Origin of the sequence: Planobispora longispora, from assembly GCF_016863135.1 — a bacterium.
Classification (GTDB): Bacteria; Actinomycetota; Actinomycetes; order Streptosporangiales; family Streptosporangiaceae; genus Planobispora; species Planobispora longispora.
In genome coordinates this window covers 35789-62597 of record NZ_BOOH01000033.1, presented here as the reverse complement: position 1 = coordinate 62597, position 26809 = coordinate 35789, and the positions used below count along the sequence as shown (strand labels likewise).

The 26809-nt window shown below is 71.1% G+C and carries 26 protein-coding genes and 1 pseudogene; 9 read left to right on the top strand and 18 right to left on the bottom strand.

From position 1 onward, the window contains the following. The first annotated feature begins 25 nt into the window (after window positions 1–25). The gene (locus Plo01_RS19665; protein WP_203892103.1) at window positions 26–1057 is read left to right on the top strand and encodes a hypothetical protein; all 1032 of its coding nucleotides are present in this window, start codon (window positions 26–28) and stop codon (window positions 1055–1057) included. Window positions 1058–1084: 27 nt separating this feature from the next. Here Plo01_RS19665 and Plo01_RS19660 read toward each other — a convergent pair whose 3' ends face one another. After that, entirely contained in the window at window positions 1085–1330 is a 246-nt protein-coding gene (locus tag Plo01_RS19660) for a DUF2630 family protein (RefSeq protein WP_203892102.1), read from the bottom strand. 194 nt (window positions 1331–1524) lie between these two features. On the opposite strand from Plo01_RS19660, the gene Plo01_RS19655 reads away from it, so the two are divergent. Then, window positions 1525–1785 (top strand): hypothetical protein, encoded by a 261-nt coding sequence (locus Plo01_RS19655; protein ID WP_203892101.1) that lies wholly within the window; start codon window positions 1525–1527, stop codon window positions 1783–1785. 84 nt (window positions 1786–1869) lie between these two features. On the opposite strand, the gene Plo01_RS19650 is transcribed toward Plo01_RS19655, so the two are convergent. The 3 genes from Plo01_RS19650 to Plo01_RS19640 all read right to left on the bottom strand — a co-directional run bounded on the left by Plo01_RS19650 (window position 1870) and on the right by Plo01_RS19640 (window position 4374). Continuing rightward, window positions 1870–2841, bottom strand: coding sequence for a helix-hairpin-helix domain-containing protein (locus Plo01_RS19650; RefSeq protein WP_203892100.1), 972 nt, complete (start codon window positions 2839–2841; stop codon window positions 1870–1872). Between the two features lie 23 nt (window positions 2842–2864). Next, complete coding sequence (locus Plo01_RS19645; RefSeq protein WP_203892099.1) at window positions 2865–3293, bottom strand: hypothetical protein; 429 nt, start codon at window positions 3291–3293, stop codon at window positions 2865–2867. Window positions 3294–3402: 109 nt separating this feature from the next. After that, complete coding sequence (locus tag Plo01_RS19640; protein WP_203892098.1) at window positions 3403–4374, bottom strand: AfsR/SARP family transcriptional regulator; 972 nt, start codon at window positions 4372–4374, stop codon at window positions 3403–3405. Window positions 4375–4648: 274 nt separating this feature from the next. Between Plo01_RS19640 and leuA the strand changes: the two genes are divergently transcribed. After that, a complete protein-coding gene (leuA, locus tag Plo01_RS19635; protein WP_203892097.1) occupies window positions 4649–6355 on the top strand; it encodes a 2-isopropylmalate synthase in 1707 nt (568 codons plus the stop codon). A gap of 84 nt (window positions 6356–6439) precedes the next feature. Here leuA and Plo01_RS19630 read toward each other — a convergent pair whose 3' ends face one another. The 11 genes from Plo01_RS19630 to Plo01_RS19580 form a co-directional block, all read right to left on the bottom strand. Further along, window positions 6440–7195 carry a hypothetical protein gene (locus tag Plo01_RS19630; protein ID WP_203892096.1) on the bottom strand — a complete coding sequence of 252 codons (756 nt, stop codon included), beginning with the start codon at window positions 7193–7195 and terminating at the stop codon, window positions 6440–6442. 115 nt (window positions 7196–7310) lie between these two features. After that, window positions 7311–7727 (bottom strand): hypothetical protein, encoded by a 417-nt coding sequence (locus tag Plo01_RS19625; RefSeq protein ID WP_203892095.1) that lies wholly within the window; start codon window positions 7725–7727, stop codon window positions 7311–7313. 170 nt (window positions 7728–7897) lie between these two features. Next, a complete protein-coding gene (locus Plo01_RS19620; RefSeq protein ID WP_203892094.1) occupies window positions 7898–10114 on the bottom strand; it encodes a hypothetical protein in 2217 nt (738 codons plus the stop codon). Further along, window positions 10111–10353, bottom strand: coding sequence for a hypothetical protein (locus tag Plo01_RS19615; protein ID WP_203892093.1), 243 nt, complete (start codon window positions 10351–10353; stop codon window positions 10111–10113). Before Plo01_RS19615 ends, Plo01_RS19620 begins: the two co-directional genes overlap by 4 nt. A gap of 310 nt (window positions 10354–10663) precedes the next feature. Next, window positions 10664–11755, bottom strand: coding sequence for a hypothetical protein (locus Plo01_RS19610; RefSeq protein ID WP_203892092.1), 1092 nt, complete (start codon window positions 11753–11755; stop codon window positions 10664–10666). A 91-nt stretch (window positions 11756–11846) separates the two neighbouring features. Continuing rightward, entirely contained in the window at window positions 11847–12242 is a 396-nt protein-coding gene (locus Plo01_RS19605; protein ID WP_203892091.1) for a RidA family protein, read from the bottom strand. A 98-nt stretch (window positions 12243–12340) separates the two neighbouring features. Further along, window positions 12341–13264, bottom strand: coding sequence for a DMT family transporter (locus Plo01_RS19600; RefSeq protein WP_203892090.1), 924 nt, complete (start codon window positions 13262–13264; stop codon window positions 12341–12343). A 141-nt stretch (window positions 13265–13405) separates the two neighbouring features. Then, window positions 13406–14311 carry a DUF6082 family protein gene (locus Plo01_RS19595; protein ID WP_203892089.1) on the bottom strand — a complete coding sequence of 302 codons (906 nt, stop codon included), beginning with the start codon at window positions 14309–14311 and terminating at the stop codon, window positions 13406–13408. A 17-nt stretch (window positions 14312–14328) separates the two neighbouring features. Then, on the bottom strand, window positions 14329–14928 hold the full coding sequence (locus Plo01_RS19590; RefSeq protein WP_203892088.1) for a DUF6879 family protein: 600 nt from the start codon (window positions 14926–14928) through the stop codon (window positions 14329–14331). Further along, a complete protein-coding gene (locus tag Plo01_RS19585) occupies window positions 14921–15121 on the bottom strand; it encodes a hypothetical protein (RefSeq protein ID WP_373871699.1) in 201 nt (66 codons plus the stop codon). Before Plo01_RS19585 ends, Plo01_RS19590 begins: the two co-directional genes overlap by 8 nt. Window positions 15122–15285: 164 nt before the next feature. Next, window positions 15286–16011: a TetR/AcrR family transcriptional regulator gene (locus Plo01_RS19580; RefSeq protein WP_203892086.1), complete on the bottom strand. Its 726-nt coding sequence runs from the start codon at window positions 16009–16011 to the stop codon at window positions 15286–15288. A gap of 146 nt (window positions 16012–16157) precedes the next feature. On the opposite strand from Plo01_RS19580, the gene Plo01_RS19575 reads away from it, so the two are divergent. From Plo01_RS19575 to Plo01_RS41495, 4 genes and pseudogenes are all read left to right on the top strand, one after another. Next, complete coding sequence (locus Plo01_RS19575) at window positions 16158–17102, top strand: NAD-dependent epimerase/dehydratase family protein (RefSeq protein ID WP_203892085.1); 945 nt, start codon at window positions 16158–16160, stop codon at window positions 17100–17102. 55 nt (window positions 17103–17157) lie between these two features. Next, window positions 17158–18048 carry a Gfo/Idh/MocA family protein gene (locus Plo01_RS19570; protein WP_203892084.1) on the top strand — a complete coding sequence of 297 codons (891 nt, stop codon included), beginning with the start codon at window positions 17158–17160 and terminating at the stop codon, window positions 18046–18048. A 145-nt stretch (window positions 18049–18193) separates the two neighbouring features. Beyond that, window positions 18194–18934 (top strand): annotated as a pseudogene (locus Plo01_RS41500) (Clp protease N-terminal domain-containing protein); the annotation flags it as partial. Window positions 18935–18940: 6 nt separating this feature from the next. Further along, complete coding sequence (locus Plo01_RS41495; protein ID WP_444980765.1) at window positions 18941–19744, top strand: UvrB/UvrC motif-containing protein; 804 nt, start codon at window positions 18941–18943, stop codon at window positions 19742–19744. A 28-nt stretch (window positions 19745–19772) separates the two neighbouring features. Here Plo01_RS41495 and Plo01_RS19560 read toward each other — a convergent pair whose 3' ends face one another. From Plo01_RS19560 to Plo01_RS19550, 3 genes are all read right to left on the bottom strand, one after another. Further along, complete coding sequence (locus Plo01_RS19560) at window positions 19773–20783, bottom strand: acetamidase/formamidase family protein (protein WP_203892082.1); 1011 nt, start codon at window positions 20781–20783, stop codon at window positions 19773–19775. Between the two features lie 171 nt (window positions 20784–20954). Next, window positions 20955–22358: an APC family permease gene (locus Plo01_RS19555; protein WP_203892081.1), complete on the bottom strand. Its 1404-nt coding sequence runs from the start codon at window positions 22356–22358 to the stop codon at window positions 20955–20957. Between the two features lie 110 nt (window positions 22359–22468). Further along, entirely contained in the window at window positions 22469–23578 is a 1110-nt protein-coding gene (locus tag Plo01_RS19550; RefSeq protein WP_239316668.1) for a substrate-binding domain-containing protein, read from the bottom strand. A 103-nt stretch (window positions 23579–23681) separates the two neighbouring features. On the opposite strand from Plo01_RS19550, the gene Plo01_RS19545 reads away from it, so the two are divergent. Continuing rightward, on the top strand, window positions 23682–24152 hold the full coding sequence (locus tag Plo01_RS19545; RefSeq protein ID WP_203892080.1) for a MarR family winged helix-turn-helix transcriptional regulator: 471 nt from the start codon (window positions 23682–23684) through the stop codon (window positions 24150–24152). A 204-nt stretch (window positions 24153–24356) separates the two neighbouring features. Further along, window positions 24357–26729 carry a putative bifunctional diguanylate cyclase/phosphodiesterase gene (locus Plo01_RS19540; RefSeq protein WP_203892079.1) on the top strand — a complete coding sequence of 791 codons (2373 nt, stop codon included), beginning with the start codon at window positions 24357–24359 and terminating at the stop codon, window positions 26727–26729. Window positions 26730–26809 lie beyond the last annotated feature (80 nt).

Genomic DNA, 26809 nt, shown 5'->3' with positions numbered 1-26809 from the left:
ACGGGAGGAACGGGCGGAAGACCGGATGGGCGACACGGACGCGGCCTCACCCGCCGGGGCCTGGCGGGGCGGCCACCAGCAGTGGATGTTCGCGATGCTGCCGGCCTTCCCGCTGGCGCTGCTCGTCGTGCGGCTGTGGTACGCCAGCCGCCAGGACACCCAGACCCTGCTCCTGCTGGTCCAGCACGTCAGCGCCCTCGGCCTGCTCACCGCGGTGCTGCTGACCACCCTGTGGGTGCTGCCCGCCCTGGTGCTGGCCGGTCGCGTCCTGGGCGCGCTCTACCGGGTCAGCACCGGCCGCTCGTCCTGGTTGTCGGCGGTGAGCGACCGCATCTCCGACTGGATCGTGGTGCTCTCCGTCCTGGTGGGGGCGGTGAGCTGGCAACTGCGGTTCCTGCCCACCCTGGTCGCGCTCTCGCTGGCCACGCTGGGGCTGACCGTCTGTGACCGCAGGGCCGTACGGCCGGAGCTGATCGTCGTGTTCACACTCTGGCTCCCCCTGGTCGCGGGGGCCGGGCTCTACCTCTGGCTGGCCCCGGCCATCGGCCAGGCGTTCGCCGAGGGGGACGTGGTCACCGCGGTGCTGCTGACCCTCCCGCCGGGTCTGGCCTGCCTGCTGACCGGCCCCGTCCCGGAGCGGGCCGCCGCGGCGCTGACGTCCACCGTGGCGGTCGCGGTGCTCGTGCTGGCACCGGTGTTCACCGCGGCCGTCGTGGTGGAGGCGCCGATCCTGCCCCTCGTCGGGCTGGAGATCTCCCGTGAGGGCGCGGACGAGGAGATCGCAGGAAAGGTTCTGATCGGTCACGTCATCGCGACCGACGACCGGGTCTCCACCTTCCTGGAGCAGGACGGCACCGTGCGGTTCATCGCCAACGGCGCGGTGGCCTCGCAGTTCCTCTGCCCCGATCTCGGGCAGATCCCGCGCAGCCGCGTCGCGCTGCGCCGCTGGTACGTCGAGCACAGTGTGCTCGCCTGGTTCGCCCCCGACCCGCTGGCGAAGCCGAGCGACCCCCGCTGCCCGGGGCGTCCGGCGAACCCGCGGGCCGTACGGGGGTGACCGGTTCGCAGGAGGGCCTCCGCGGCCCTACTGGCTGTACTCCTCGACCTCCTCCACCGGGCGGGGCGCGGTCGCGCCGGGATCCTCACCGAACTCCCGGCGTGCCCGGCGCTGCCTGAGCAGGTCCCACGCCTGGTCGAGAGCCTCCTCGATGTATCTGATCCGGTGGTTCTCCTCGTGGGAGGAGATCGAGCCGGCGGCCAGGGAGGAGCGGAGATCACGTTCCTCGGTGATGAGCCGGTTGATATGGGCGAGGATGTCGCGGTCCTTCATATTAAGTCCCCCTAATCTCCCTCATTTCGGACTTTATCTGATGAGCCGTCGGCCGCCGTTCCGGGATGAGCCGGAAGGGCCGAGGGGCGGGTCTCGGCGGAGGTAAGGAGGGTCTTTACGAATAAGTACCTCTTTTCAGGGCAGAGATAGATGTTAGCGGAAAGTGTTCGTTCGATGACGAAGAGTGGTCAACCATGGGCGGTCCTCACGAACTGGTGCACGTCACCACCCGGGCCAACGGCGCCGAGGAGTGGGCATGCGGCATCTGCCCCCGGCGGATCCTGCTGCGCTGGCCACCGAGTTTCGAGCGGCTGGTGCTGGTGGAGGGGGACGAGAGCGTCCAGCATTTCGGCGCCAAGGGGCCGATCACCATGCTGGGTGTCGACGTCGCCCAGGAGCCGGGCGAGGACGACCGCGAATGGCTCAACGCCAACGGCATCGCCTGGCCGGCATGAGTCCGGGCCGCCCCGGTCCCGCGCGACCCGGAGCGAGCCGTCGCCCCGGTCTCACAGGACCTGGAGCAGCCCGCCGTGCCGGTCTCACACGACCTGGAGCAGCCCGCCGTCGATGACGGCGGACGCCGCGCCCTGCGCGGGCTCCCCGGCCCCGCGCAGGGTGATCACCGCGTCGATCCGGTAGATGCCCGGCGGCAGCCCCGGGGAGCCGAAGGAGACGACGGGATCGGCTCCGCCCAGCGATCCGTCGCCGCGCAGCACCGTGGACTCCCCGGTACGGGGAACGGGGCGCAGCGTCACGATCGCCGTGTACGCCAGCCGATCCGGAGGATCCGTCAACGCCAGGCGCAGCAGGAGCGTGAACGGCCGGTGCGCCGCGACAAGCCTGGTCTCCATCGAACCCGGTGAGGGAAGTGCCGGGTTCGCCCGGCGGGGCAATCGCGTGACCGATGACGCTCCCTCGTGCTCCGGGACGGCGTCGGTCGGGGCGCGGGTCTCGCCCGTCCCGGCGGGTTCGGCCAGGGCGAGAGAGAAGCCGCTCTCTTCGGGGATCGGAGGAGTCACCAGCAGTTCCCCCATGACGTCGGTCGCGGCCGAGACGCTTCTGCGCAGGGCATCACCCGCGGCGGGCGGAGCCGGGGGAGGGGGAACGGCCCCGTCCTGTCTGTCCTCCCTGTCGAAGAACCGGTGGCCGCCGGGCAGGCACGCGGTGATGAAGTCCAGCACAAGCCGGGGGTCCCAGCTTCCCCAGCGCCCGTACCCGCCGGTCTGCACGTGCTGGACCGTCGCCGTCCGGGGAGCGCCCTCCTCCAGCAGCACCCGCACGATGAAGCTCTCGTACCGGCTGGGCTCCGGCTCGTCCGTCCCCGCCAGCTGGGCGGCCTGGGCCCGCCATCCTTCCACGCGGGCCGCGGTGATCCCCGCCACGTCGCCGAGCAGTTCGACGATCTCGCCGGAGCCGAGCGCGGCCAGGTCCGCGTAGGAGGAGACTCCGGCTCCGGTCAGGCGGGCCGCGATGGCCCGGCCGATCCCGCTGATCTTCGTCAGGTCGTCCACGCCGACCCACCTCCCGGTCGCGCTCAGATGACGTGCAGCAGCGCGCCCTCGACGAAGGCGGCCATCGGCGGACTGGTGGGGGGCCCGAAGGTGACATACGCGGAGACCCTGTAGAGGCCGGGGACCGGCAGGCCGCCGGGGAGCGGGAGGCCGGTGCCGGCGAGGCCGTAGACCTTCTGTCCCGCCGTCAGAGTGCCCGTGCGGGTCAGGTCGCCGTCGGCGGCGGGGCCCTGACCCTCGAACCGGTAGACGACCTGGAACGCCGGGCTCGGGGTGAGCCGGGTGAGCCAGTCGGCGATGAACCCCTCGATCCTGAACTCCATGCCGACCGTGAAGGGCCGGTTCCGTTCGATGACGGAGGCCGGCGGCATGCCGTTCTCCTGGATGACGACCGCGGTGGCGTCGATACCGAGCAGGGTGTTGGGCGTGTTCAACATCGGCTGGCCGGGCATGGAGCTCTCCTCTTCGTGGAGAAGGCGACGGAACCAGATATGACCCCCGCCGCTTAACGCCGCGCCCCTCCCGGGCTTAACGAACCGGGCGCGCGCGGATAAGCGCCGGTCAAACCGGCTCCCGACGGTGGATTCTGTCGCGGAGCTCGACGGTGACGCGGCTCGGGGCGATGTCGAACTCCGTCTCCAGCAGCCGGGCGCAGACCCGGAACTGCAGCAGCGCCAGGTGCGGACGGCCCTGGCGGCAGTGGCACCGCATGAGGCGGCGGTGCGCGTCCTCCCGGCAGGGGTCGAGCTCGATGATCTGCTGGCACACCGCCACGCAGGCCGCGTACCGGGCGGAGGCGAAGTACAGCGCGCTCAGCCGGTCGAGCGCGTCGAGGTAGGCCAGCCGCAGATGCTCCCGGGCGAGGGCGGGCCAGTCGTCGTAGGGGAAGTCGGCCAGGAAGTCCCCGCGGTAGAGCGCGGCCACGTCCTCGTAGAGCACCGTCGCCGCGTACGGCTCACCCCGGGTCTCCAGCTGCCGGGCCTGCGAGACCAGCCTGATGAGCTCCTCGGTGTCCAGCCAGATCGAGACGTCGTCACGGAGCCGGTAGGAACCGCCGGCCAGGACGATCAGCGGAGTCTCGGAGACGGACCGCAGCGCCCTGCGCAGGTTGTGCACCGCGACCTGGAGGCTGTTCCTGGCGGCCTCGGGCGGGGAACCCGGCCAGAACACCTCCATGAGCTTCTCCCGCTGCGGCCACGGTCTGCGGTGGGTGAGCAGGTAGGCCAGCAACGAGCGGCACCGGCCGTTCGGCCACGACTCCACCGGCCGGTCCGCCACGGTGACGGTCAGCGGGCCGAGCAGGTGGACGGCCAGGACGAGGTCCGGGCGCGCGCCGATGAGCCCCGCCGCCCGCCCCGGTCCCGCCCCCGGCTCGGGGTCGCCGAGGCGGGCGAGTGACTCCCGTTCCAGCCGGTCGAGCTCGGCCAGGGCCGTACGGTGAACCTGCTGCCTGCGCCTGATCTCCGCCAGCCGACCGCGGGGATCGGTGGTGCGGCCGGGCAGTTGGGACAGGACGCGCTGCCACGATCTCATCCGGGGGCACCTCCGGCGTAGCCGCCCACCGCTGATACATCGAGGTAATCGCCGGGGCGGACGACCCGTCAAGAGACTTTGTGTTCCGCGATATGAGACCCTGACTCGGATATTAAGAACCGTCTGATAACGTGCTATGCGTGCTGCGCGGGCTGCTTCTTCTTAGCTGCCGCGGCGAGGGCCTGTAACAGGCCGGCTCCCTCGTCGCGGAGCGAGTCATGCGCGTCGGCCGTGATGGTTTTCCAGCCGATTCCCCGTCGAGGAGCACGTGCACATGCATCCGCAGCAGCCCAGTCCCATGCCCTTCCATCGTTATGAGCCCTTCGCCCCGGTCAAGCTGACCGACCGGACCTGGCCGGACAAGGTCATCGAGAAGGCGCCCCGGTGGTGCGCGGTGGACCTGCGTGACGGCAACCAGGCCTTGATCGACCCGATGGACTCCCACCGCAAGCTCAAGATGTTCGAGCTGCTGGTACGGATGGGCTACAAGGAGATCGAGGTCGGCTTCCCCGCCGCCTCGCAGACCGACTTCGACTTCGTCCGCAAGATCATTGAAGAGGGCCGCGTTCCCGAGGACGTGGTGATCCAGGTCCTGACCCAGGCCCGGCCCGAGCTGATCGAGCGGACCTTCGAGGCGATCCAGGGCGCGAAGAGCGCCATCGTCCACCTGTACAACTCGACCTCCACCCTCCAGCGGCGGGTCGTCTTCGGCCAGGACCGCGAGGGCATCACCGCCATCGCCGTCGAGGGCGCCAAGCTCTGCAAGAAGCTGGCCGAGGCCTCCGACGTGGACGTCTACTTCCAGTACTCCCCGGAGTCCTTCACCGGCACCGAGCTGGAGTACGCCGTCGAGGTCTGCGACGCGGTCAACGAGGTCTGGCAGCCGACCCCGGAACGCAAGGTCATCGTCAACCTGCCCGCCACCGTCGAGATGGCCACGCCGAACGTCTACGCCGACCAGATCGAGTGGATGAACCGGAACCTGGCCCACCGCGACTCGATCATCCTGTCCCTGCACCCGCACAACGACCGCGGCACCGCCGTCGCCGCCGCCGAGCTGGGCTACATGGCCGGGGCCGACCGCATCGAGGGCTGCCTGTTCGGCAACGGCGAGCGCACCGGCAACGTCTGCCTGGTCACCCTGGGCATGAACCTGTTCTCGCAGGGGATCGACCCGGAGGTCGACATCTCCGACATCGACGAGATCCGCCGCATCGTGGAGTACTGCAACCAGCTGCCCGTGCACCCGCGTCACCCCTGGGGCGGCGAGCTGGTCTACACGGCCTTCTCGGGCTCCCACCAGGACGCCATCAAGAAGGGCTTCGAGCACCTGGAGCGCGACGCCGCCGAGGCGGGCGTGCCGGTGGACGACTTCCGCTGGGCGGTGCCGTACCTGCCGATCGACCCCAAGGACATCGGCCGCACCTACGAGGCCGTGATCCGGGTCAACAGCCAGTCGGGCAAGGGCGGCGTCGCCTACATCATGAAGGCCGACCACCACCTCGACCTGCCGCGCCGCCTGCAGATCGAGTTCTCCCGGGTCGTCCAGGCCCACACCGACGCCGAGGGCGGCGAGATCACCCCGGCCGCGATATGGGACGCCTTCACCGACGAGTACCTGCCCGACCCGGCCAGGCCCTGGGGCCGCCTGGGCCTGCTGGCCCACCGCAACTCCTCCGCCGTCGACGACAAGGACGCCATCAGCGCCGACATCCGCGTCGACGGTGAGATCCGCGAGGTCGAGGGCGTGGGCAACGGTCCCATCTCCGCCTTCTGCGACGCCCTGTCCCGCATCGGCATCCAGGTCCGCGTCCTGGACTACGCCGAGCACGCGATGAGCGCGGGCAGCGACGCCAAGGCCGCCTCCTACGTCGAGTGCGACGTCGCGGGCACGACCCTGTGGGGCGTCGGCATCGACGCCAACACCACCACCGCCTCCCTGAAGGCCATCATCTCCGCCGTCAACCGCGCCACCCGCTGACGCCGTACGGCTTCTCGCCTCACGGTTTCTCGCATCCGGGCCGGGCACCGGCCCGCCCGGCCCGGATGCCCGCCCGCGCCGTCCTCATCGGAGTCTTTTCTCGTTCTCTGAGCGGACACCACGCCGTGGGAGGGTGTCCTGCCTCGGGCGGGCCCCGCGCCGTGGAACGGCGTCCTGTCCCGGCAGGAGAAAGCCGTTGAAGTCCTGGGCGACACCGCCCGTCTCCCCGGCGATCAGCCGGGCCGCCAGTTCGCCCGCCGCGAGGATGTCCGGTGTGATCGCCGCCGGATCCTCCACGTCCATCTCGTACTCGGTTCCGAAGCGGCTCTCGATGAAAAGCACCCGGATCGGGCTCGCGTCGCTCCTGAACACGATGGTCTCCTCATCGACCCGCTCGTGGAAGCGCAGGCCGGGAAGCACCCCGGACAGCAGTTCCGCGAGACGCCGATCAGGGATCTCGTGGCACTCGATCACCGACGCGAGGACGTCGCGGCGGTTGGACGCCGGATGCGACCGTCCGCCGAGCCGCCGGGCCAGCCCTTCGGTGACGTCCGGCGGGAAGCAGTACCGCCCGCCGATGCCGCGCCGGGTCTCCTCCAGCACGTAGGCGATCCGCCACCCCGCAGGCAGGCCCGCCCGCGCCTCGACGGACGGTGTGATCTCGATCGGGCCGCGTAGCCGCATCCTCCTCGTCACCCGGATCCCCTTGCGATCCGGGTGCGCGATCGGGCTGCACAACCGTACGGCCTCCAGCAGCGACGCGGGATCGGGCCGGTACCCCAGGAGCAGCACCTGTCCGGCGCGCAGACGCCTGGCCTGGAAGAGATCGACGATGCCCATGCGGAAGCTCCCTGAAGGTCCGGTACGGCCCCCATGATCTGGTGACCCGCTTGTCCCTCACTTGGAACCCAGTGGCCCGCCGGGATACGGCGGAGGAACGGAGGACCGGGGCCGGTTACGCACCCGGGGTGCAGTCGTAGAGCTGGCCGTAGCGTTTCTGGGCGATTCGCATGAGCTCGATCATGTCCTTGATCGCATCTCTGCCCTGGGCGACTTTGGCGAGGTAGATGGTGATCAGTTGCTCTTTGCCGCCGCAGTAGAATTTTGCGACTACGCGGTACGGCTGGTCGGCGAATGGAGTGTTCGGCAGATATGCGGCTAGGCCGTCCCCAAGCTCGTTGGGAAGCGTGACTCCACCGTGCCTTATGTAGACCGCCCGTCTATCGTCCATAACGAAGTCCAGTTGCTCCTGCGGCATCCCATCGCCCTCCCGGAGCCATCTCACTTCCAACGGACGCGGGTTTGTGTCCGGTGCCCAGCAGTCGCCGTCGCTTTCGTTGCCGTCTGTTTTCTCCACAAGCGGCCCGGTCACACCGCTAATCAAGCGAAACGCTTGCTCGGGCACGAGTTTGCAGATGTAGGGGGCTGAGTCTACGACCGGGCGGGGAGACGGAGCGGGCGCGGACGCGACATCACTCTCTGGGGTGCAGGCCGTAGTGAGGAACACGATGGAGGTCAGAGTGGCGGAGAGATAGCGAAGCCTCACGTGCCACCCCCCGGAGAGGACGGGATCTGTAGATCGAGGTAGTCGTCCACATGACTGGTCCTGCGGAAGGTGCTATAGAAGCGGTCCATCAAATCGTCGCTTCCGCCGGTTTCACGTGTCCACGAGAGGAACTGGCTGTATTCCTGTGGAGTCATTTCAGTAAAAGGCTTGAGCCTCGGAGGGACTCCCGTCACGAACGAATGATCTTTCATGTTGAACCCATCGAGCATGCCCTTGTTCAGCAGGGTGGTAGCGATCATCTGTTCTGCCAGCCTCTCCACAGCAACCCGGTTGTCCGTCAGAGCTCGGTGAGTCTCGTCCAGACTCCGGCCGTTCTCCGACATCCGCTGGGCGACCTGTTTGGAGACCTCGTCGTACGCCGCTCCGGTGAGCTTGTCGTATCCGGTGCCGATCAGTCCGCTGAAGGCTCCGGTGGCCAGTTCGCCCGCCTGCCTTGCTCCTGGAACCGGAAGCAGCCCTATCGCCTCGCGCACCATGTTCTTCAGCGACTCGTCCGCCTTCTTGTCATCTAGTCCTTGGGCGATCAGCACCTGGCGGCGGATCTCCGTGATGTGGCCGAAGGGACGTGCTTCCGCCACGATCCGGTCGGTCAGGAACTGCTTGATATCGGCCCTGTCGACCCGACTGTCCTCGTCGAAGTCGAACTTCTTGACGTCGGCCTTCGTGAAACCGAGCTTTTCGACATTCGCCAGGGTGAGGCCGACCGGGGGTACGGCGTCGAACGCCGCTCGCATGTGCTCGGTCTGGGCCCGTACCAGAGCCTCGAAACCGGCGTCGTCGCCGGTAGCCAGTGCCAGCGCGTAGGACAGGTCCTCGGCTGAGGCCTTGCCGAAGGTCGAATGGTTGAGAAGGAGCCGGGAGAACTGGTCGATGTTCGCCGCCATTGCGCGGGCCAGGGGATAGCGCAGAGGTGCGAGGCGGTCGAGTGCGTCGCGGTCTTTGATCGCAAGGTTGCCGCTGTCGGCCTTGCCGAAGGCGGGGCGGACCTCGTCGGCGAGGATTTTGGTCATCTCGGCGGCCAGTTTCGCGGAAGTCGCGTCCTGGCCGGTCGTCGCGGCGATCAGCACGTTGTTGAACGGCCGGTAGTCGTCCAGGTAGCGGAAGGCGTCCCACCGGGTGGTCAGCATGTAGTCCAGCACGGACTCCTTCCACCCCGCCGGGACGTGGTCCAGCAGCGCCTGGGACGCCTCCCTGCTGGAGCTCGCCGCGTGGAGCAGGTCGTCCACGACCGACGACCTGGTCTGCCTGCCCGGACTGGTCGCCTCCGACCCCGGTCGCAGCAGGCCGCCCAGTCCGAGCGCGCCGGCCAGGTCGAAAACGGGAATCTGGTCTCCCGCGAAGGTCCGGCCCAGCAGGTCCTTACTCGCCGCCCACTCGTCCTTCCGCTGCTCGTGCTCGTAGACGATCGCGTCGCGTCCGACGATCTCCATGAACTTCTTCGAGAACGGCGGCTTGCCGTCGTGGGCGCGCCACAGAAGTGCCTGCGCCTGGTATCCCGAGTACTTCACATCGCCGGTCCTGTGCTCCGCCCGGCCCTGTTCGACGAGGCCCCGCAGGAAACCGTCGCCCATGTAGGCGGGGTTCTTCGGATCGGTTCCTCTGGCGAGGGCCGCGCTCAGCATCCCCAGGGCCTTCGTGCCCGAGGAGGAGAGCCGGGCGATCCGGTCGGAGTCACCGTGCTTGCGGGCGTCGCTCAGCTGTGCGGCGAGCGAGCCGGGCAGCCTGGTCACGCCCCCGGTTCCCAGCAGGTCCAGGAACACCTTGACGAACTCCGGGTCTCCGGTCCGCGACGCGTACTTCTCCAGCCGCGCCAGTGCCTTGGGATCTCCGTCGGCGGCGTCCAGTACGGCGCGGGCGGCGAGGGTCCCGTCCAGCAACCCCTGGGCGGCTTCCAGCCTGTCGGGAACTCCCAGGAAACTCCCCGCGGGAGTGCTCCTGCCGAAGGCGACCTTCTGCCGCTCCATCTCGTGGATCAGTTTCTGCCGCCGTCGCAGATCCTCGGCCTGCGTGGTGACCCGGTCGGCCAGCTCTCGCAGCCGGGTCGCCGGGGCGGTGTCGAGCCCGGCGCTCTGCAGCTCGCCGTACAGCGCCTGCGCCAGCCGGTCCAGCCGCCCGGCGGTCTGCGTGTGCTTGTCCGCCATCGTGGCGAACTCGGGCTGCTTGACCTCGGTGAACTCCGGGCCGGTGGTCATGGCGTGTCCGGCAACGACGCCAGCTTCTGGTTCGCGCTGTGCACCGCTTCGGTGAGCATGGCGCGCAACTCGCGCTGGTCGGCGTGGACCCGGGTGCCGAACCGGGAGCCCGCGGGCCCCACCCACGCGTCGTTCTCCATCAGGCGGCACGAGGGATCGAGCGCCCACCAGTGCTCGTCCGACAGCCGCTGGATCCGCTCCACCGCGGCCCGCATCGCCTCGCGATCGAGATCAGTCACGATGATCCCCTCGTACGGCTCGCTGTACCGGAAACAGACCGGGAGGCGGCGTCCCCCACATCTTCCACACGGTAATCACCAGCGTGTAAACAAAACAAGCTTAAGGGCGGTGAAAACCGATGCCCGATTTCCGAAGGTCATTCGGAAATGGTTTTCCGGTGGCCGTGGCCTCGCCCTCTCGCAAGCCGGGGAGCTATATGGGGCCAATGGCCTGAACCAATAGGGATGCTACTTTTTCGGGATTTCGCCGGGAAGCTGACCAGAAGCAGCCGCAGGCGGGTCTCCATCGGGGACTCGGCGAGGGGATCGCTCAGCGCGACGATCTCCGGTAGCCGCCGAAGGCGGGATAGACCGGAAGCGGGGGCGTGTCCTCCCACCGTCCGGCGACCTCCCGCAGCAGCAGCCGCATCGTCTCGGCGAACGCCGGATACTCCTCGATCGCGCCCGCCGTCTCCCAGCGGTGCCGCAGTACCTGCCGTCTCGTCGGGACCGGTCGGCGGGTCCGGTGCATCGGTCCGTCCTCCGCGGCGCGCGGCAGCATGTGCGCCGTCATGAACGTCGTCCAGACCGCGATCGCCCGCCGCATCCCGGCCTGCCACACCGCGTCCTCGGCCAGCGCCGGGTACGCCGTGACGACCTCCGCGCGGAAGGTGCTCTCGACCTCTTCCGCCAGGCCGGCCGGGATCCGGAAGACGCACCAGCAGGTGGCGAACGGCATCCGGCAGTAGGCGGCGGTCAGGAAGACCGACTGGAAGCAGGCGGACTCGAAGTCGATCAGCCGCAGTCCTTCCGGGGTGAGCAGGTTGTTGTCGGCGCAGGTGTCACCGGGGGTGAACGCCGGATATTCCTTCTCCACCACCGTCCTGATCTCCGCCAGTTCCCCGGCCAGGCCGGGCGGGGCCGCGACTCCGGCCTCGGCGAGCTGTGCGAGCAGGGCGGTGGCGCTCCGCTCCAGCCACGGCTCGTCCTCCCATGACGGGGTGCCGTTGCCGTACCGGGTCCACAGCCGGGCGAGGTCGGCGCGCCTGCGCACCGATCCGGCGGCCAGCCGTCCGAGCCCGCGGGCCCAGGTGAGCAGACCCTCCTCGGCGGCCTCCGGATCCTCTCCGAGCAGCACGTCCGCCAGGGACGGGGCGTCTCCCAGATCCGCCATCACCACCAGCGGCACGTCGGTGTCCACACCCAGCAGCTCGGGACCGGCCAGCCCGAGTGAGAGCCCGGCCGCCTCGGAGACGAAGCCGCGCAACCCCCGGGGGTCGTCGGAGAACGACTTGACGATCACACTGCCGCCCCCGGCCGTCCGGCAGCGCAGCACGGTGCTGCGCCGGCTGCCGCCCAGGTCGACCGGGGTGGACAGCTCGGTGCCCAGCAGGTTGCCCGCAGCGCGCATGATCGATTCCATTCGAGCATCTTGCCACCGCGGTTCGGGCGTCGCATCGCTTCTGCGGCAGCACCTCGGCACTTCAGCAGCTCAGCACCTCAGGACCGGCTCCCTAGGCCGGGGCGACGGCGATGGCTTCGATCTCCAGCAGCCATGCTTCGTCGTAGATATCGGTGATGATGATGGTGATCGCCGGGCAGTGGTCGCCGAGCACCTCGTGGCGGATCCGGGAGTTGGCCTCCCGGTAGCGGCGGTCCGACAGATAGACGGTGACCTTGGCCAGGTTGCGGACCGTCATGTCGGCGGCGGTCAGCACCGAGTTCACGTTGTCCCAGGCGAGACGGCACTGTCCGGCGAAGTCGTCAGGGATGTCGCCCTCGGTGGTCCACGGTGGCTGCCCGCTGATGTAGAGCGTCCGCTGGGCCCCGTGGACCAGTGTCCCGTGGGTGTAGGCCGGAGACGACTCGGGCAGCTCGGCGGGATCGACGGGGTTGATTGAGAAGGCCATGGCTCTCCTTGACCGGCGGGGGCGCGAAGCGGCACGCGACCGGTCATCCATGATCGCAAAAGGAGGCATCTCCGCGCCATCCGTGGTCGACCACAGAGTCAGGGGGCGTGCGGCTCTTCTTCACCCTCGGAAGGGGTGTCCGCCTCCGGGTGCTTGCGGCGGCCCCTGCCGGTCACGGTCGCGTACGCGACGGCCGCCAGGATGATCCCGCACCCGAGGAGCTGGAGCGGGGAGGGGCGTTCGCCGAGCGTCTCCCACGAGAGGACGAGCGCGCCCACCGGCTGCAGGAGCAGGAGCAGCGCGGTGAGGGAGGCGGACTGGCGCGGCAGCGCGTAGCCGATCAGCAGCCAGGCCGCGATCTGTGCGGTGAACGCGAGCGCGATCAGCCAGCCGTGCCCCGGCCAGGCGGGAACGAGGTCGACGCCGCCCGTGGCGGGTCCCAGCGCGCAGCTCGCCATTGCGGCGGTGACGCTCATGTGCAGCAGCGGGGTGACGGCGTGCGGAACGCCTGTCACGGCTCTCCGGAACACCAGGATGAAGGCGGCATAGGTCAGGGACGTCGCGCCGCCCAGAATCACCCCGGCCAGGGGCGCGGAGCCGTAGGCGGACGCGTCGAACACGCCGGACAGCAGCGCGACCCCGGCGAGGGCCGGTGGCATGACCGCCAGGAGCCTCGGTGGGGGCCGCTCCCGCAGGAGCCGCCAGGCGGCGAGAGAGACGACGAAGACCTGGAGGTTGCCCAGCACGGTCGCGATCCCGGCGCCGACGTAGCGGATCGAGTGATGCCACAGGATCAGGTCGAGGGAGAAGAACAGACCGGCCAGCCACGCCAGGCGGCGGCGCCGGGCCGGGAGCGGGCCGTGCCGCCGCATCTCGGACAGGGCGAGGACCGCCAGCACCGGTACGGCGTAGGCGCATCGGAACACGGCCGCAGTGGCCGGTTGCACCGCCGACAGCCGTACCAGCGTGGCCGAGGCCGCGAGAAATCCGGTCCCGGCGATGGCGGCGACGAGAACGCGCAAAGGTGATCATGCCTTCCCGCGGCCGGTGCCGCAGACCAGCGGTTGCCCGTTCTCACGCGACTCGACAGTGAACGGTGATCTCGGCTCTCGCGGTATCCGTGCGGCCGCCCACCTGCCGGGGAAGAGGCAGGCGGAGCGGGGTCACCGCGTGCGCTGTCTGGTGACCGCTCTGCGGGCGGCCTCCACCGCCGCGGGTACGGCCAGCAGGGTCAGGGCGAGCATGGTCGGTCGCAGGCGCCGGATCCCGCCGGAGGCCGCTCGGAAAGCGGCCGCGGCCGGAGGGGCCTGGGGAGCGGCCGGAGGCGGGGGAGCGGGGAAGCCCGGGGAGGAGGACGGGGCGAAAGGAGACGGCGGCGACGGGGCGGGAGCGGACGGCGGCGACGGGGGAGGGGGCGGTGGCGACGCGGCCGGCGGGGAGGGCGGCGGCGTCCCACCCGTGGCGTGGAACTCCTCCTCGAGGATCCGGTGGAAGCGCCGCTCGCGCCGGGTGGAGGTGCTGGTGATCCGGAGGCCGCGGACGTTGGTCCAGTAGCGGCGGCCGGCCGGGCCGGAGAACAGCAGGCGGGAGATCGAGCGCAGGTGGTCCTCGGTGATGGCGCCCAGTTCGTACTCCATCGACCACTGCGAGATGATCAGGTTCACGTACATGTGCTCGCGCGGGGCGTCGGGGTCTTCGGAGTCGAAGAACGGCCCCCAGGCCCGGCGGTAGAGCGGGTCCTCCATCGCCATCTTCATCAGGTCGACGTGGAGCATGCGCAGTGTCTGCTCCCGGTCGGACTTGGCCTCGCGGGCCTGCAGGACCAGGGAGACGGCGACGCCGACGAGCGCGAGGACCGACAGCAGCGTGGAGGCCGCGCCGTACGTCTGGCCGATGAGACTGAGGTGCTCCCAGTCGTCGGCCTGGGCTCCCAGCGCGCCGAGGGCGAGCGGGGAGACCGCGACGAGACCGGACACCAGAACGATCACGACCAGGAACAGGGCGGTCGTCAGGATCCGCTGGGGGAGACCGCGCGTCAGCATCCGCTCGGTCAGGCGACGCGGTGACACGGTGTGGTCACCTCCGCTCAGGCGCCGGGTTTGGGCGGCGGCAGGGGAGCGATCTCGCGGTCGAAGTAGCTCAGCAGCTCCTCGCCCTGCCGGTAGAGCTGGGAGAGCTCGGCGCGGCAGGAGCCGAGGAGCTCGGGGTCGTCGATGCGGCGGGCCCCGCTGAGCGTGCCCGTCGAGTCGTACAGGACCTCGTACATGGTCAGGGAACCCAGGACGACCACTTCGGGCAGTTCCGTCCCGGAGCCCTCCAGATGGGCGACGGACTTGGCGGGCAGGACCCGGATCCGCTCGCCCGTCTCGGCGCGGATCCTGAGGATCTGCATCTCCCACTGCAGGTACGGGGTGACCGGCTGCTCCACGACGCGGACCCTGCGCAGCTCGGGCCCGGAGGCGGAGGCGATGCCCGGGCGCATCTCCTCGACCAGCACGAGCGAGCGCTCCCAGTCGCCGGCGATCATCGCGTTCCAGCTCGCCACGTCCGGCTCGCGGAAGTGCTGGGCGCGCTCCAGTTTCCAGAACGGCTCGTCGCCCACGCGCTGGAACCGGGGCCAGAAGTCGTCGAGGTAGGCGGCCGCGTCCAGGAGCCGCCCCGGTGCGGCGCGGACCCGGTCAAGCATGGGGGATGTCCGATCTGGCGGCGATGAGCGTGACGCGGGGGATGATGACGATGCGCTCGTCCGGGGCGACGGACACGTCGGTGGGGAGGCGGCCCGTGTAGGCGGAGGTGAGATCTCGGCCGACGACGGCGAAGTCACCGTTGTCGAGCTCCCAGATGTCCGGGCAGGAGGGACTGCTGTTGGTCGTCCCCAACTCGCTCGCCGACTTTCCGAGCCGGCGCTTGAATTCGGCCGTTGGGCTGGCTTCCCACGGTCGGATCACTGCTACCTCCAGGAGGGGGGGCCGATGACCTTAGTTTGCCCCCTGGCATGACCTGGGAAAATAGCTGTCTCTGACACGTTCCGCTTACTGATCCACTACTTTCCGTGCACCGGGAGGGCGTCGGCCGCCGGCAGGCCGAGCAGTGCGGCGTGGCAGCGCATGGCGTGGTCGAAGGCCGTGCCGGGGTCGAGGACCACGTTGTTGAACTGGCCGAACAGCTCGAAGTTCACCCAGCCGAACAGGCCGGTCCAGGCGGCCAGGGCCCGGGCGACCACGTCGTCGGGGACGTCGGGCATGACCTCGCGCACGCGCATCGCGTCCTCGGAGAACGAGCCGGGCGTCGCGGGGAAGCCGCCCGGCGGGCGCAGCGCGCCGGCCCGGTGGGCGTCGGAGAGGATCCGGCCGTAGACGACGGTGTCGCGGATCGCCGCCGTGACGGTGTCCATCGGCGCCTTGTAGCCGGGCACGGGCGAGCCGTACAGCAGGGCGTACTCGTGGGGGTGGGCCAGGGCCCAGTCGCGCACGGCGTGGCAGACCGCCATCCACCGCCCCGTGTGGTCCTCGCGCGGGCGGGCGGCGTCGGCGTTCTCCACGGTCTCGCCGAGGGCGTTGTAGCCGTCGATGATCAGCGCGGTGAGCAGGTCGTCCCGGGAGGGGAAGTAGCGGTAGATCGCCGAGGAGACCATGCCCATCTCCCGGGCGACCGCGCGCAGCGACAGGCCCGCCGCGCCGTCGACGGCCAGCTGCCGGCGTGCGATGTCGGTGATCTCGCGGGTCAGCTCGGCCCGGACCCGTTCCCTTGCTGTACGGCCTGCGCTCATGTGACGACCGTACCAGAGCACCCCAATAAAACGAGAGCACTGCTCTTGACGATTGCCGCTCCGTTGAGAGAGCATTGCTCTCAGAGTGGAACGGCAATCTCAAGGATTGCCCGATCCGGCGGGAACCAATGAGAGGAACGACAACCATGGGCAAGCACGTCATCGCCGGAGCCGGACAGGTCGGATCCCAGGTCGCCACGCTGCTGGCTACCCAGGGGCACGAGGTCGTCATCGTCAGCCGGTCCGGTTCGGGCCCCGACCTGCCGGGGGTCCGGAAGGTCGCCGCCGACGTGTCCGACCGGGAGCGGATGGCCGCCCTGACCGAGGGCGCCGACGCCCTCTACAACTGCGTCAACCCGCCCTACCACCGCTGGGCGCAGGACTGGCCGCCGATGGCGGAGTCGCTGCTGGGAGCCGCCGAGGCGGCCGGGGCCGGATACGTCATCCTCGGCAACCTCTACGTCTACGCCGCGCCGGGGCGGCCGATGAGGGAGGACGACCCGCTCACCCCGCCCTCGGCCAAGGGCGCCATCCGGGTCCGCATGTGGCGGCAGGCCCTGGCCGCGCACGAGGCGGGCCGGGTCCGGGTGACCGAGGTGCGCGGGTCCGACTACTTCGGCCCCGGCTGCCGGGACCAGTCGCACATGGGCGACAGGCTCGTCCCCCGCCTGCTCGCGGGCAGGACGGTCCGCTACATCGGCGACCCGGACCTGCCGCACAGCTGGACCTACGTGCCCGACGTGGCCCGCGCCCTGGTGACCGCGGCCACCGACGACCGGTCCTGGGGCCGTGCCTGGCACGTCCCCACGGGGCCGGCGATGACCTACCGCGCCGTGGCGGAGCGCCTGGGCGAGCTGGCCGGAGTCTCCGGCCCGGCGGTCAAGGCCATGCCGCACTGGCTCCTGCGCACGGCCGGAGCCTTCTCGCCCATGCTCGGGGAGCTGGAGGAGCTGCGCTACCAGTTCGTCCGGCCGTTCGTCCTCGACTCCACGGACTTCCAGACCGTCTTCGGAACGGCGCCCACCCCCATGGACGAGGCCCTGACCGAGACGATCGCCTGGTGGCGCTCCCTGCTCGCCGAGGCGGCGTGAGAGGGAGCCGTCCGCCGAGGCCGCGGGCCGGGGCGGCAGGTCATAGGGTCGCCGCATGAAGATTGCGCTCATCGGCCTCGGGGACATCGCGGAGAAGGCCTACCTCCCGGTCCTGTCCGCCCTGCCCGGCCTCGACCTCCACCTGTGCACCCGCAACCGCGACACCCTCGACCGCCTCGGCGACGCCCACCGGATCGAGCGGCGGTCCACCTCGGTGGAGGAGGTCGTGAAGGCCGGCGTCGAGGCGGCCTTCGTGCACGCGGCGACGAGCGCGCACGCGGAGGTCGTCGAGCCGCTGCTCGACGCGGGCGTCCACGTCTACCTGGACAAGCCCATCGCCTACACCCTCGCCGAGTCCGAGCGCCTGGTACGGCTGGCGCGGGAGCGGGAGCGGTCCCTGCTGGTCGGCTTCAACCGCCGCAGGGCGCCGTCCTACGCGGGCCTGCTCGACCTCCCCCGCCACCTGGTCGTGATGGAGAAGAACCGCAGGAACCTGGCCCAGGATCCACGGGTCGCGATCTTCGACGACTTCATCCACGTGGTGGACACGCTCCGCTTCCTGGTTCCCGGCCCGGTCGAGCACACCGGCATCCGGGCCCGGGTCGGGGACGGCCTGCTGGAGCACGTGACACTGGAGCTGTCCGGCGACGGCTTCACCGCATTCGGGATCATGAACAGGGTGAGCGGCGCGACCGAGGAGACCCTGGAGGTCATGGGCGGCGGCGTCAAACGCAGGGTGGTCAACCTCGCCGACGTGACCGACTACGCCGGGGACGAGACCCTGGCCCGGCGGGGCGACTGGACCCCGGTCTCCCGGCAGCGCGGCATCGAACAGGTCTGCCTGGAGTTCCTGGAGGCCGTCCGCTCCGGCACGGTGATCGACGCCGCCGACGCCCTGACCACCCACGCCCTCTGTGAGGACATCGTCATGGCGATACGGCCTTGACAGAGCGCCCGATCGGGACGTCGATGGGAACGTAGATCCCTGCCCATCACGTCGGCCACGGCCTGAACGGCCCCCGGCGCGGAGCGTCCGCGCGCGGAGCGGGCCGGACGGGATCCGTCCGGGGCCGGAGAAGGGACGACCGGCGATGTTCGAGAGGTTCACCAACCGCGCGCGACGGGTCGTCGTCCTCGCCCAGGAGGAGGCGAGGCTGCTCAGCCACAACTACATCGGCTCGGAGCACATCCTTCTCGGCCTGATCCACGAGGGCGAGGGCGTCGCGGCCCAGGTTCTGAAGATCCTGGGCATCAGTCTCGAAGGGGTGCGGCAGCAGGTCGAGGAGATCATCGGCCAGGGCCAGTCGGCGCCGTCGGGGCACATCCCCTTCACCCCGCGCGCCAAGAAGATCCTTGAGCTGTCGCTCCGCGAGGCCCTGCAGATGGGGCACAGCTACATCGGCACCGAGCACATCCTGCTCGGTCTCATCCGTGAGGGCGAGGGCGTGGCCTCCCAGGTGCTGGTGAAGCTGGGCGCCGATCTCAACCGGGTGCGGCAGCAGGTCGTCCAGCTGCTCCGCGGTCACGAAGGGGAGGAACCGGCCGCCCGGGGCGCCCGCCGGGGACTCACGCCGCCGGTCCGGGTGCTCAGGAGGTTCGGCCGCAACCTGACCCGGGCCGCCCGCGAGGACACGCTGGCCCCGGTCGTCGGCCGCGAGACGGAGATCGGGCGGGCCGTGCGGGCCCTGCTGCTGCTCAGGCGCAACCATCTCCTGATCGTCGGCGAGCCGGGGGCGGGGAAGACGGCGCTCGTCCACGGGATCGCCCGGGCCCTGGCCGTCGAGGACGCCCCTCCGCGCCTCCGCGCGGCCGCCGTCCACCTGCTCGACGTGAGCGGGATGGTGCGCGGAGCCTACGACCGCGATGACCTGGAGGCGCGGGTCAGCGGCCTCGCCGGGGACGTCGAGGGCACGCGCGGTCTCATCCTCGCCCTGGACGGCGCCCTGTCCCCGATCCGCTCACTGCCCGTTCCGGGCAGCGCCCTGTCGTTCCTGTGGCCGGCCCTCGCGCGCCCCGGCCTCCGCGTGATCGCCACCGCGACCCCCGACGACTACCGGAGGTACGCGGCCGAAGACCCGGCGGCCGTCCGCGCCTTCCAGGTCATCCCCCTGGCGGAGCTGTCGGCCGAGCAGACGGCGCAGGTCCTCGCCGCGGCGCGGGCCGGATACGAGGCCCACCACTCGGTGACGATCGGACCGGACGTCGTGGCGGCCGTGATCGAGCGGGCCGGGACGAGCCCGATCGGACAGGTCTTCCCCGGCAGGGCGCTCGACCTGCTCGACCAGGTCTGCGCGCAGGCGGCCGTCCGCGGCCGCGCCGGTCGCGAGGAGCCCGTCCCGCCCGACGAGGACTTCGAGGACAGGCTCTACGAGCTCCGGCGGGAGAAGGAGGCCGCGATCGAGGCGGAGAACTTCGACAGGGCCGCGGAGCTGCGCAACCAGGAGAAGGAGATGATCCTGCGGAGGACCCGGGAGCGTCGGGAGGGCGGGGAGACGCCCGGGACGGTCGTGCCGGTGACCCTCGGCGACGTCGAGGAGGCCCTGGCCCTGCTCGCCCCGCCGCCGCACCGGCCCCGGGGAGACGAGGCCGGTACGGCGGGGCGGGACGGGCAGGAGGGCTCCGGGCCGCGGGATTCCGGGTGACGCGACGGCGCGCCGACTCCCCGGGGCGTCAGCGCTCGGACAGGTAGCGGCGGCCCAGGGCCCGCAGGCGGTCGTGGGCCGACTCGTAGACGGCGGGGCCGCCGAGACAGTCCTTGGGAAGCTTGGCGACCATCGTGTAGTTGGTGTCGCAGACGTTGCCCACCGGGGCCTGACCTGCCTGGCTGACGAGCTGGTAGGCGTCCATGGTGTCCAGGCCGGTGAGCTCGGCGGCCCAGGTGACCAGGTCGTGCTGGCTGATCCGGTAGGCGTCCTCCAGCGGGCGGGCCGAGCCGGTGGACATCAGGTGACCGTCGTCCTCCAGGCGCGGCCACGGGGTGACCACCCCCTTGATCAGCTCCACCGCCACCACGGTGTTCATCGCCGCCTCGACCGCGGTGCCGCAGACCTCGCCGTGCCCCTGCCTGGCGTGGCCGTCGCCCAGCGCGAACATGGCCCCCTCGACGTTGACCCCGAAGTACGCGGTCACCCCCGCACGCAGCTCGGGGGTGTCCATGTTGCCGCCGTGGGCGTCGGGGGTGATCGTCATGCGGGCCTCGGAGGCGCCCGGCGCGACGCCGACGGTGCCGTGCATCGGGTCCAGCGGGAGCTCGACCGTGAAGTCGCTGCGGCGGGCGTGGTAGCGGACCACGCCCTTGTCCGCGTCGACGTCGTAGCGCCAGACGATCTCCTCCAGCGCGGGCTGCAGCATCGCCGTGGTGTGGGTCCCGGTGAGCGCGCCGAAGTGCGGGAAGGTGGTGGACACCGCCCAGTCCCTGGCCGGCTCGATGGCGACGAAGTGCAGCGCGAGCGTGTCGCCGGGCTCGGCGCCCTCGACGTGGAAGGGGCCGGTGACCGGGTTGAGGTAGGGGAACTCGCAGACCCGCGAGGGCAGGTCCTCCACCGAGCGGACCCGGCCGCCGAAGCAGTCCTCGGTGTACAGCTCCAGGACGTCGCCGGGCCGTACGGTGCCGACGGGGGGACGGCCGCCGAAGGTGTAGGCGAGATCCCGCTCGGTGGGGCGGTAGGAGACGACGTTCATCGCGCACCCGCCGGGGGGAGCGCGGCGGGCGGGGGCACCTCGAATATGTCGAACACGGGTCTCTCCTCGGAGGCGGATGGGTTCTGCGGTGGATTCGTCCCGGAGTCCCGGAGCCGGTGGGGCTTCAGCGGGGCTCCGGCGGGGCTTCGGCGGCGTCGCTTCGGGGAGGCTTCAGCGGGGTCGCTTCGGGGAGGCGGCCGGGGCGTCCAGCCCGGGCAGGGTGGGGCGGCGGCCCAGGAGGTAGGAGGCGGCGAGCGCCACCGCGCCGAGACCCAGCCAGATCAGGCCCAGCGCCTGGGCCGCGATGCTGGCGTTGATCACGACGTAGACCAGGATCGCGAAGCCGATCGCCGGGGCGATCAGGTGCCGCCACCAGTCGCGGCTGCGCTGCCGTACGACGTAGTGGACGACGACCGAGACGTGCAGGGCGAGGAAGGCGGTCATCGCGCCGAAGTTGACCAGCCCGCTGATCAGGCCGATGCCGTCGTCACGGGTGGTCAGGTAGAGGCCGACGGCCAGGGAGACGACGGCCACGAGCAGGGTGGCGTTGACCGGGACCCGGTGGGCCGGGTGGACCTTGGCCAGGAAGCGGGGGAGCTGGCGGTCGCGGGCCATCGCGAACAGCAGCCGGGAGGTGGCGGCCTGGGCGACCAGGGAGTTGGCGAAGCCCCAGGCGATGGCGGTGGCGACGGCGGTGAGGACGCCGAGCCAGTGGCCGCCGGCGAACTCGGCCATGTCGTAGAAGGCGGTGCCCTCCGGGTCTCCCTTGCTCAGCAGCTCGGCCCGGTCCGGGGTGAGCAGCGCGCCCACCCAGGTCTGCGCGATGAACAGCACGCCCGCCAGCCCGAGCGCGGCCACCATGGACCGGCCGAGCTGCCTGCTGTCCTCCTGGTTCTCCTCGGCCAGCATCGAGATGCCGTCGAAGCCGAGGAAGGACAGGACCGCGATCGAGACCGCGCCGAAGACCAGGGACCAGGAGAACGTCGAGGAGTCGAAGAGCGGGCTGAGCGCCCCCGCCTGGGCCTTGCCCTGGGCCAGGGCGACCAGGCCGACGACCAGGAAGACCGCCAGCACGATGAGCTCGCCGATCAGCATGATCTTGGTGATCCGCGCGGTCATCTGGATGCCGGCGTAGTTCACCGCCGTGTTCAGCAGCACGAAGATGATCAGCCAGCCCCAGACGGGGATGAAGGACACGAAGGAGGCCATCGCGTAGCTCGCGATGAGGTAGAGCAGGGCGGGCACCAGCACGTAGTCGAGCAGGATCACCCAGCCGGCCAGGAATCCGACCGGCGGGGCGATGCCCCGGCCGGCGTAGGTGTAGACCGAGCCGGCCATCGGGAAGGCGCGGGCCATCTGCGCGTAGGACAGCGCGGTGAAGGCCATCGCGACCATGCCGATGACGTAGGCGAGGGAGACCATGCCGCCGGAGCCCTGGAAGACGCTGCCGAAGATGCCGAAGGGGGCGATCGGCACCATGAAGATCAGGCCGTAGACGAGCAGGTCGGTGAAGCTCAGCGTTCTGTGCAGTTCCTGCCGGTACCCGAAGTGCTCAAGGGAGGGGTCGGTTGCCATGGTGGCTCCTTGATGAGGGGGCAGCCGTACCCTAGGGCAAATCCTTGAATCAGAAAAGTTTTCTATCGGAAGCTTTTTGGGGAGATCCGTTCCGGCACGTGGCCGGGGGCTCAGCACACGACGTCGAAGTCGAGGCCGTCGGCCCGGCCGAGGTGCGCCCGCCGCCACACGCTCCGGCCCCGGAGCGTCAGCCGCCCCCGGGCCGTCACGATCGACGCGCCGTCGGCGGCGGCGTCCACCGCCGGCACCGCGAGCGTCCCGGCGCGCGAGCCGAGCGCGGCGAGCATCAGCACCGCCTCGTAACACCCCTGCCCGTGCCCGTTGAGCAGCGGCGCCGTGGGGCCGAACCGCCGGACGTAGCGCTCGCCGAGGCTCATGCTGTCGTCGGTGACCATGCTGGAGAAGTACCCCATCGCGCCGTAGAGCTCGCCGGTCGCGTCACCGCCGATGCCGAGCAGGCCGTGCTCCTCCAGTGCCCCGCAGAGCCGCGGGAACGACAGCCCCGCCGCGGCGAAGGCCCGGTTGAAGGCGACGAGGTCGCTGCCGATCAGGCTGAGCAGGACCGCGTCGGCCCGGCTCGCGACCAGCTCCTCCAACAGGGGCGCGACGTCGCGCACGCCGTACGGGACGAACCGCTCGCCCACCACCGCGGCGCCGTGCGCGGCCAGCAGGCGCCCGGCCGCCCGGTGGACCAGGCGCGGCCAGACGTAGTCGTTGCCGAGCAGGAACCACCGGCGGGCGCGGCGGTCGCCGGCCAGCCACTCGATGCCGGGCCCGAGCTGCTGCTCCGGCGTCTCGCCCAGGAAGTAGACCCCGGGCGCGCGGCCTCCCCCCTCGTACGGCGGGGCGTAGACGAACGGCACCCGCCCGGCCAGTGCCCGCACCACCGCTATCCGCACGTCGCTGCCGCAGGTGCCGGCCACCGCGTCCACGGCGCCGCAGGCCACGAGCGCGCCGGTCTCGGCCGCCACCCGCTCCGCCGGGCGGCCCCCGTCGATCAGCACGAGCTCGACCCGCCTGCCGAGGATCCCGCCCGCGAGGTTGACCTCGTCGGCGGCGAGGACCGCGCAGTTGATCGCGCACGGCCCGACCAGCCCGAGGACCCCCGAGACCGGGACCACGAGCCCGACCCGCAGCGCGGTGCTCGTCAGCAACCGGGCCTCGAGGGGGTCGATGACCGGGGTGGGAGCCGGCGTCACGGCCGGGATGGCTTCTGCCACGCAGACGAGTATCCTCCCGGAGGGACGGATGCGGCAGAGCCGTTATCCAGCCGGGACGATTATCCGGCCGGAGCGGGGGCCGGGACAGGGACGGGAGCTCCACGTGGTGACGACCGGGCTGGGATCCTCGCTCGCCTACCTGCTCAGCAGGGCCGAGCGCAGCGTCAACCGAGGGCTGGCCGCCGCGCTGGCGGCCGAGGACGTCACCGTCGAGCAGTGGCGCATCCTGCGGGGCCTCGCCGACGGGCGGGGCCACTCGATGGGCGAGCTGGCCGAGGCCGTGCTGATGCCCCACCCGACGCTGACCAAGGCGGTCGACCGGCTCGTGGACCGCTCGCTCGTCTACCGCGGGCACGACCCCGCCGACCGCCGCAGGGTCGCGGTCTTCCTCGCCGACCGCGGCGCGGAGCTGCTCGCCCGGGTGGAGGGCGGGGTGGCCGAGCACCACCAGGTGATCGCGGCGGCCTACGGCCCGGAGCGCACCGAGCAGCTCATGCGCGACCTGGAGAGCCTGGTCAGAGCCCTGGACGGGTCGGCCGGCCCGCTGCCCCTCCCCGGCCACGCCCGCTCCTGACCGTCCCGGCCTGTGACCGGTCGCGGGGGTGCCCCGTCCCGGCGTGTGCCCCGTCCCGGCGTGTGCCCCGTCCCGGTGCGTGACCGTCCCGCTGGGGATCCGGGAGGGGAGTCCCCGCGCCGGAAACGCTCAGGGGCCGTCCCATCCGGCCGATGATGCGCTCTGACGGATCATCGGCGTACGGCGGCGGGGGCGAGAAAAGGGATGGACCGGCTTCCATTCGCGGCGTTTCCCGCCGTCCTGTCGCGTCTCACCGGCGCTTCCCGGGCGTGGGCCGTCTGGCTCCTGCTCGGGACGGCGCTGGCCGTCGCCACCCCGGCCCTCAGCTCCGCCTCCCCGGTGCTGGAGGTCCTGGTATGGGTGCTGGCGCAGGCAATCGCGGCGGTGGCCGTCGTCACGGGGGTCCGCCGGCACGGCCTGACCGGGCTGTGGCCGTGGCGGCTGCTGTGCGCGGCCTCGGTGCTCGCCTGGTTCTCGACCACCCTGGCCTGGGGAGCCGGCCACATCTGGCTGGGGCTCCCCGGCGCCATGGACCTGTACCGGATCGGCACCCTGATCACCTACGCCCTGTCGCTGGCCGCGCTGGTGATGCTGAACCTGCGGGCCGAGGGCTCGCGCGGGGCGGCGCTGCTGGACGCGGGCATCATCGCCGTCGGCGTGGCCACGCCGTTCTGGACCTTCCTGGTCGGCCCGATGATCGACAGCAGCGGGCACACCGGCGCGCACCTGGCGTTCGCGGTCGCCATCCCCGCCATCGACCTGTTCGCCTTCGGCCTCCTGACGCGACTGACGCTCGACAACGGCCGCGCGCGCTGGCTGGCGCTGCTGAGCCTCTCCTACGTCGCCTTGTTCGCCGGGGACGGCGCCTACCTGCTCGACCAGGTGGCGGGCCGGCCCTCCGGGCCCGTCTCCGAGATCGGCTGGCTGGGCTTCTCCGTCCTGTCGGGCGTCGCCCTCCTGCACCCCAGCCTCGGCACCGCGCGCCGGCTGCGGACTCCTCCCGTGTCCAGCCGGGCCCGGGTGATGACGTTCCTGGCCCTGGCGCTGCTCAGCCCGCTGGGCTCCGGCCTCGGCCGGGCCCTGCTGGACGTCCCCGGGGCCCACGAGCCCTTCGGCGAGCTGGTCACCACGGTTTTCACCATGCTGCTGGCCGTACTGCTCGTGCTGCGCCTGAACACCGTCGCCCGGGTGGCCGAGGACCACGCGGGCGAGCTGGCCACGGCCCTGCGTCACCAGGAGATCCTGCAGCGCAGCCTGTCCTACCGCGCCCTGCACGATCCGCTGACCGGCCTGGCCAACCGCACCCTGCTGGGGCAGTCCATGCAGCGCGCCATCACCGCCTCCGCCGTCGCCCCCGGCACCCCTCCGCCCGCCCTGCTCCTGCTCGATCTGGACAGGTTCAAGGACGTCAACGACACCTTCGGCCACTCCGTCGGCGACGAGCTGCTCACCCACGTCACCCACCGCCTGAGCGGCACCGTCGCCACCGGCGGGCGGACCCTGGCCCGGCTCGGCGGCGACGAGTTCGCCCTGCTCCTGCCCGAGGCCACCGCCGAGGAGGCGCTCGCCGTGGCGCGGCGCATCCTGGCCGGGCTGCGGGCCCCCTACCCGCTGGGCGGCCGGGAGCTGTACATGACCACCAGCATCGGCGTCCTGGCCGGGCTGCCCGTCGCCAGCCCGTCGGAGGCGCTCCGCGACGCGGACCTGGCCCTGTACGCCGCCAAGAACGCGGGCAAGGACCGGGTCACCGTCTTCGACCCGGCGCTTCGCCAGGCGCAGCTGGAGCGCACCCGCCTGACCGCGGGCCTGCGCCAGGCGGTCGAGGGCGGCGAGCTCGTCCTGAACTACCAGCCCGTCGTCGACCTGGCCGGCGGTGAGATCCGGGCCGTCGAGGCGCTGCTGCGCTGGAGCCCGCCCGGTTCGCGGCCGGTCCCGCCGGAGGTGTTCATCCCGATCGCCGAGGAGACCGGGCTCATCGTCCCCATCGGCCGGTGGGTGCTGGAGCAGGCCTGCGCCGACGCGCGCCGCTGGCACGAGCAGTACGGCATCTCCGTGACCGTCAACGTCTCCGGCCGCCAGCTGCGGGAGGAGGACTTCACCGAGATGGTCCTGAGCACGCTGACCCGGTACGGCCTCCCCCGGGGAGCGCTGGTCCTGGAGATCACCGAGAGCATGCTGCTGGCCACCACCCCGGCCGAGACCCGGCGCGTCGTCGCCGTCCTGGAGGCGCTGCGCGAGCACGGGGTGCGCATCGCCATGGACGACTTCGGCACCGGCTACTCGTCCCTGTCGTACCTGCGCACCCTCCCGGTCGACATCCTCAAGATCGACCGTTCGTTCACCACCGTGCTCACCGAGGCCGACCACCGGACCCGCGCCTTCACCAAGGCGATCCTGGAGCTGGCGGCCAGCCTGAACGTGGCCACCGTCGTCGAGGGCGTCGAGCTGCACGAGCAGGCCGTCCTCCTGCAGCGGATGGGCTGCCCGCTGGCGCAGGGCTACCTGTTCTCGCCCCCGGTCTCCGGCCTGCAGATCGACAGCCTGCTCAGCCTCAACCCCTGGCGGCGCGCCGCCTGACCGGCGGGCGCGACCGGGGACGCGGACCGGCCCGCCGGGGCCCGGTGGGGTGAGGCCCCGGCGGGCCGGTGGTCATCACG

Bases quoted from the DNA above. Each gene is read 5' to 3' on its own strand.
- leuA (WP_203892097.1), top strand. From the start codon at position 4,649: ATGCATCCGCAGCAGCCCAGTCCCATGCCCTTCCATCGTTATGAGCCC.
- Plo01_RS19620 (WP_203892094.1), bottom strand. From the start codon at position 10,114: ATGACCACCGGCCCGGAGTTCACCGAGGTCAAGCAGCCCGAGTTCGCC.
- Plo01_RS19570 (WP_203892084.1), top strand. From the start codon at position 17,158: ATGAAGATTGCGCTCATCGGCCTCGGGGACATCGCGGAGAAGGCCTAC.
- Plo01_RS19660 (WP_203892102.1), bottom strand. From the start codon at position 1,330: ATGAAGGACCGCGACATCCTCGCCCATATCAACCGGCTCATCACCGAG.
- Plo01_RS19655 (WP_203892101.1), top strand. From the start codon at position 1,525: ATGGGCGGTCCTCACGAACTGGTGCACGTCACCACCCGGGCCAACGGC.
- Plo01_RS19540 (WP_203892079.1), top strand. From the start codon at position 24,357: ATGGACCGGCTTCCATTCGCGGCGTTTCCCGCCGTCCTGTCGCGTCTC.
- Plo01_RS19590 (WP_203892088.1), bottom strand. From the start codon at position 14,928: ATGCTTGACCGGGTCCGCGCCGCACCGGGGCGGCTCCTGGACGCGGCC.
- Plo01_RS19580 (WP_203892086.1), bottom strand. From the start codon at position 16,011: ATGAGCGCAGGCCGTACAGCAAGGGAACGGGTCCGGGCCGAGCTGACC.
- Plo01_RS19645 (WP_203892099.1), bottom strand. From the start codon at position 3,293: ATGCCCGGCCAGCCGATGTTGAACACGCCCAACACCCTGCTCGGTATC.
- Plo01_RS19630 (WP_203892096.1), bottom strand. From the start codon at position 7,195: ATGGGCATCGTCGATCTCTTCCAGGCCAGGCGTCTGCGCGCCGGACAG.
- Plo01_RS19555 (WP_203892081.1), bottom strand. From the start codon at position 22,358: ATGGCAACCGACCCCTCCCTTGAGCACTTCGGGTACCGGCAGGAACTG.
- Plo01_RS19605 (WP_203892091.1), bottom strand. From the start codon at position 12,242: ATGGCCTTCTCAATCAACCCCGTCGATCCCGCCGAGCTGCCCGAGTCG.
- Plo01_RS19560 (WP_203892082.1), bottom strand. From the start codon at position 20,783: ATGAACGTCGTCTCCTACCGCCCCACCGAGCGGGATCTCGCCTACACC.
- Plo01_RS19665 (WP_203892103.1), top strand. From the start codon at position 26: ATGGGCGACACGGACGCGGCCTCACCCGCCGGGGCCTGGCGGGGCGGC.
- Plo01_RS19610 (WP_203892092.1), bottom strand. From the start codon at position 11,755: ATGGAATCGATCATGCGCGCTGCGGGCAACCTGCTGGGCACCGAGCTG.
- Plo01_RS19640 (WP_203892098.1), bottom strand. From the start codon at position 4,374: ATGAGATCGTGGCAGCGCGTCCTGTCCCAACTGCCCGGCCGCACCACC.
- Plo01_RS41495 (WP_444980765.1), top strand. From the start codon at position 18,941: ATGGTGCGCGGAGCCTACGACCGCGATGACCTGGAGGCGCGGGTCAGC.
- Plo01_RS19575 (WP_203892085.1), top strand. From the start codon at position 16,158: ATGGGCAAGCACGTCATCGCCGGAGCCGGACAGGTCGGATCCCAGGTC.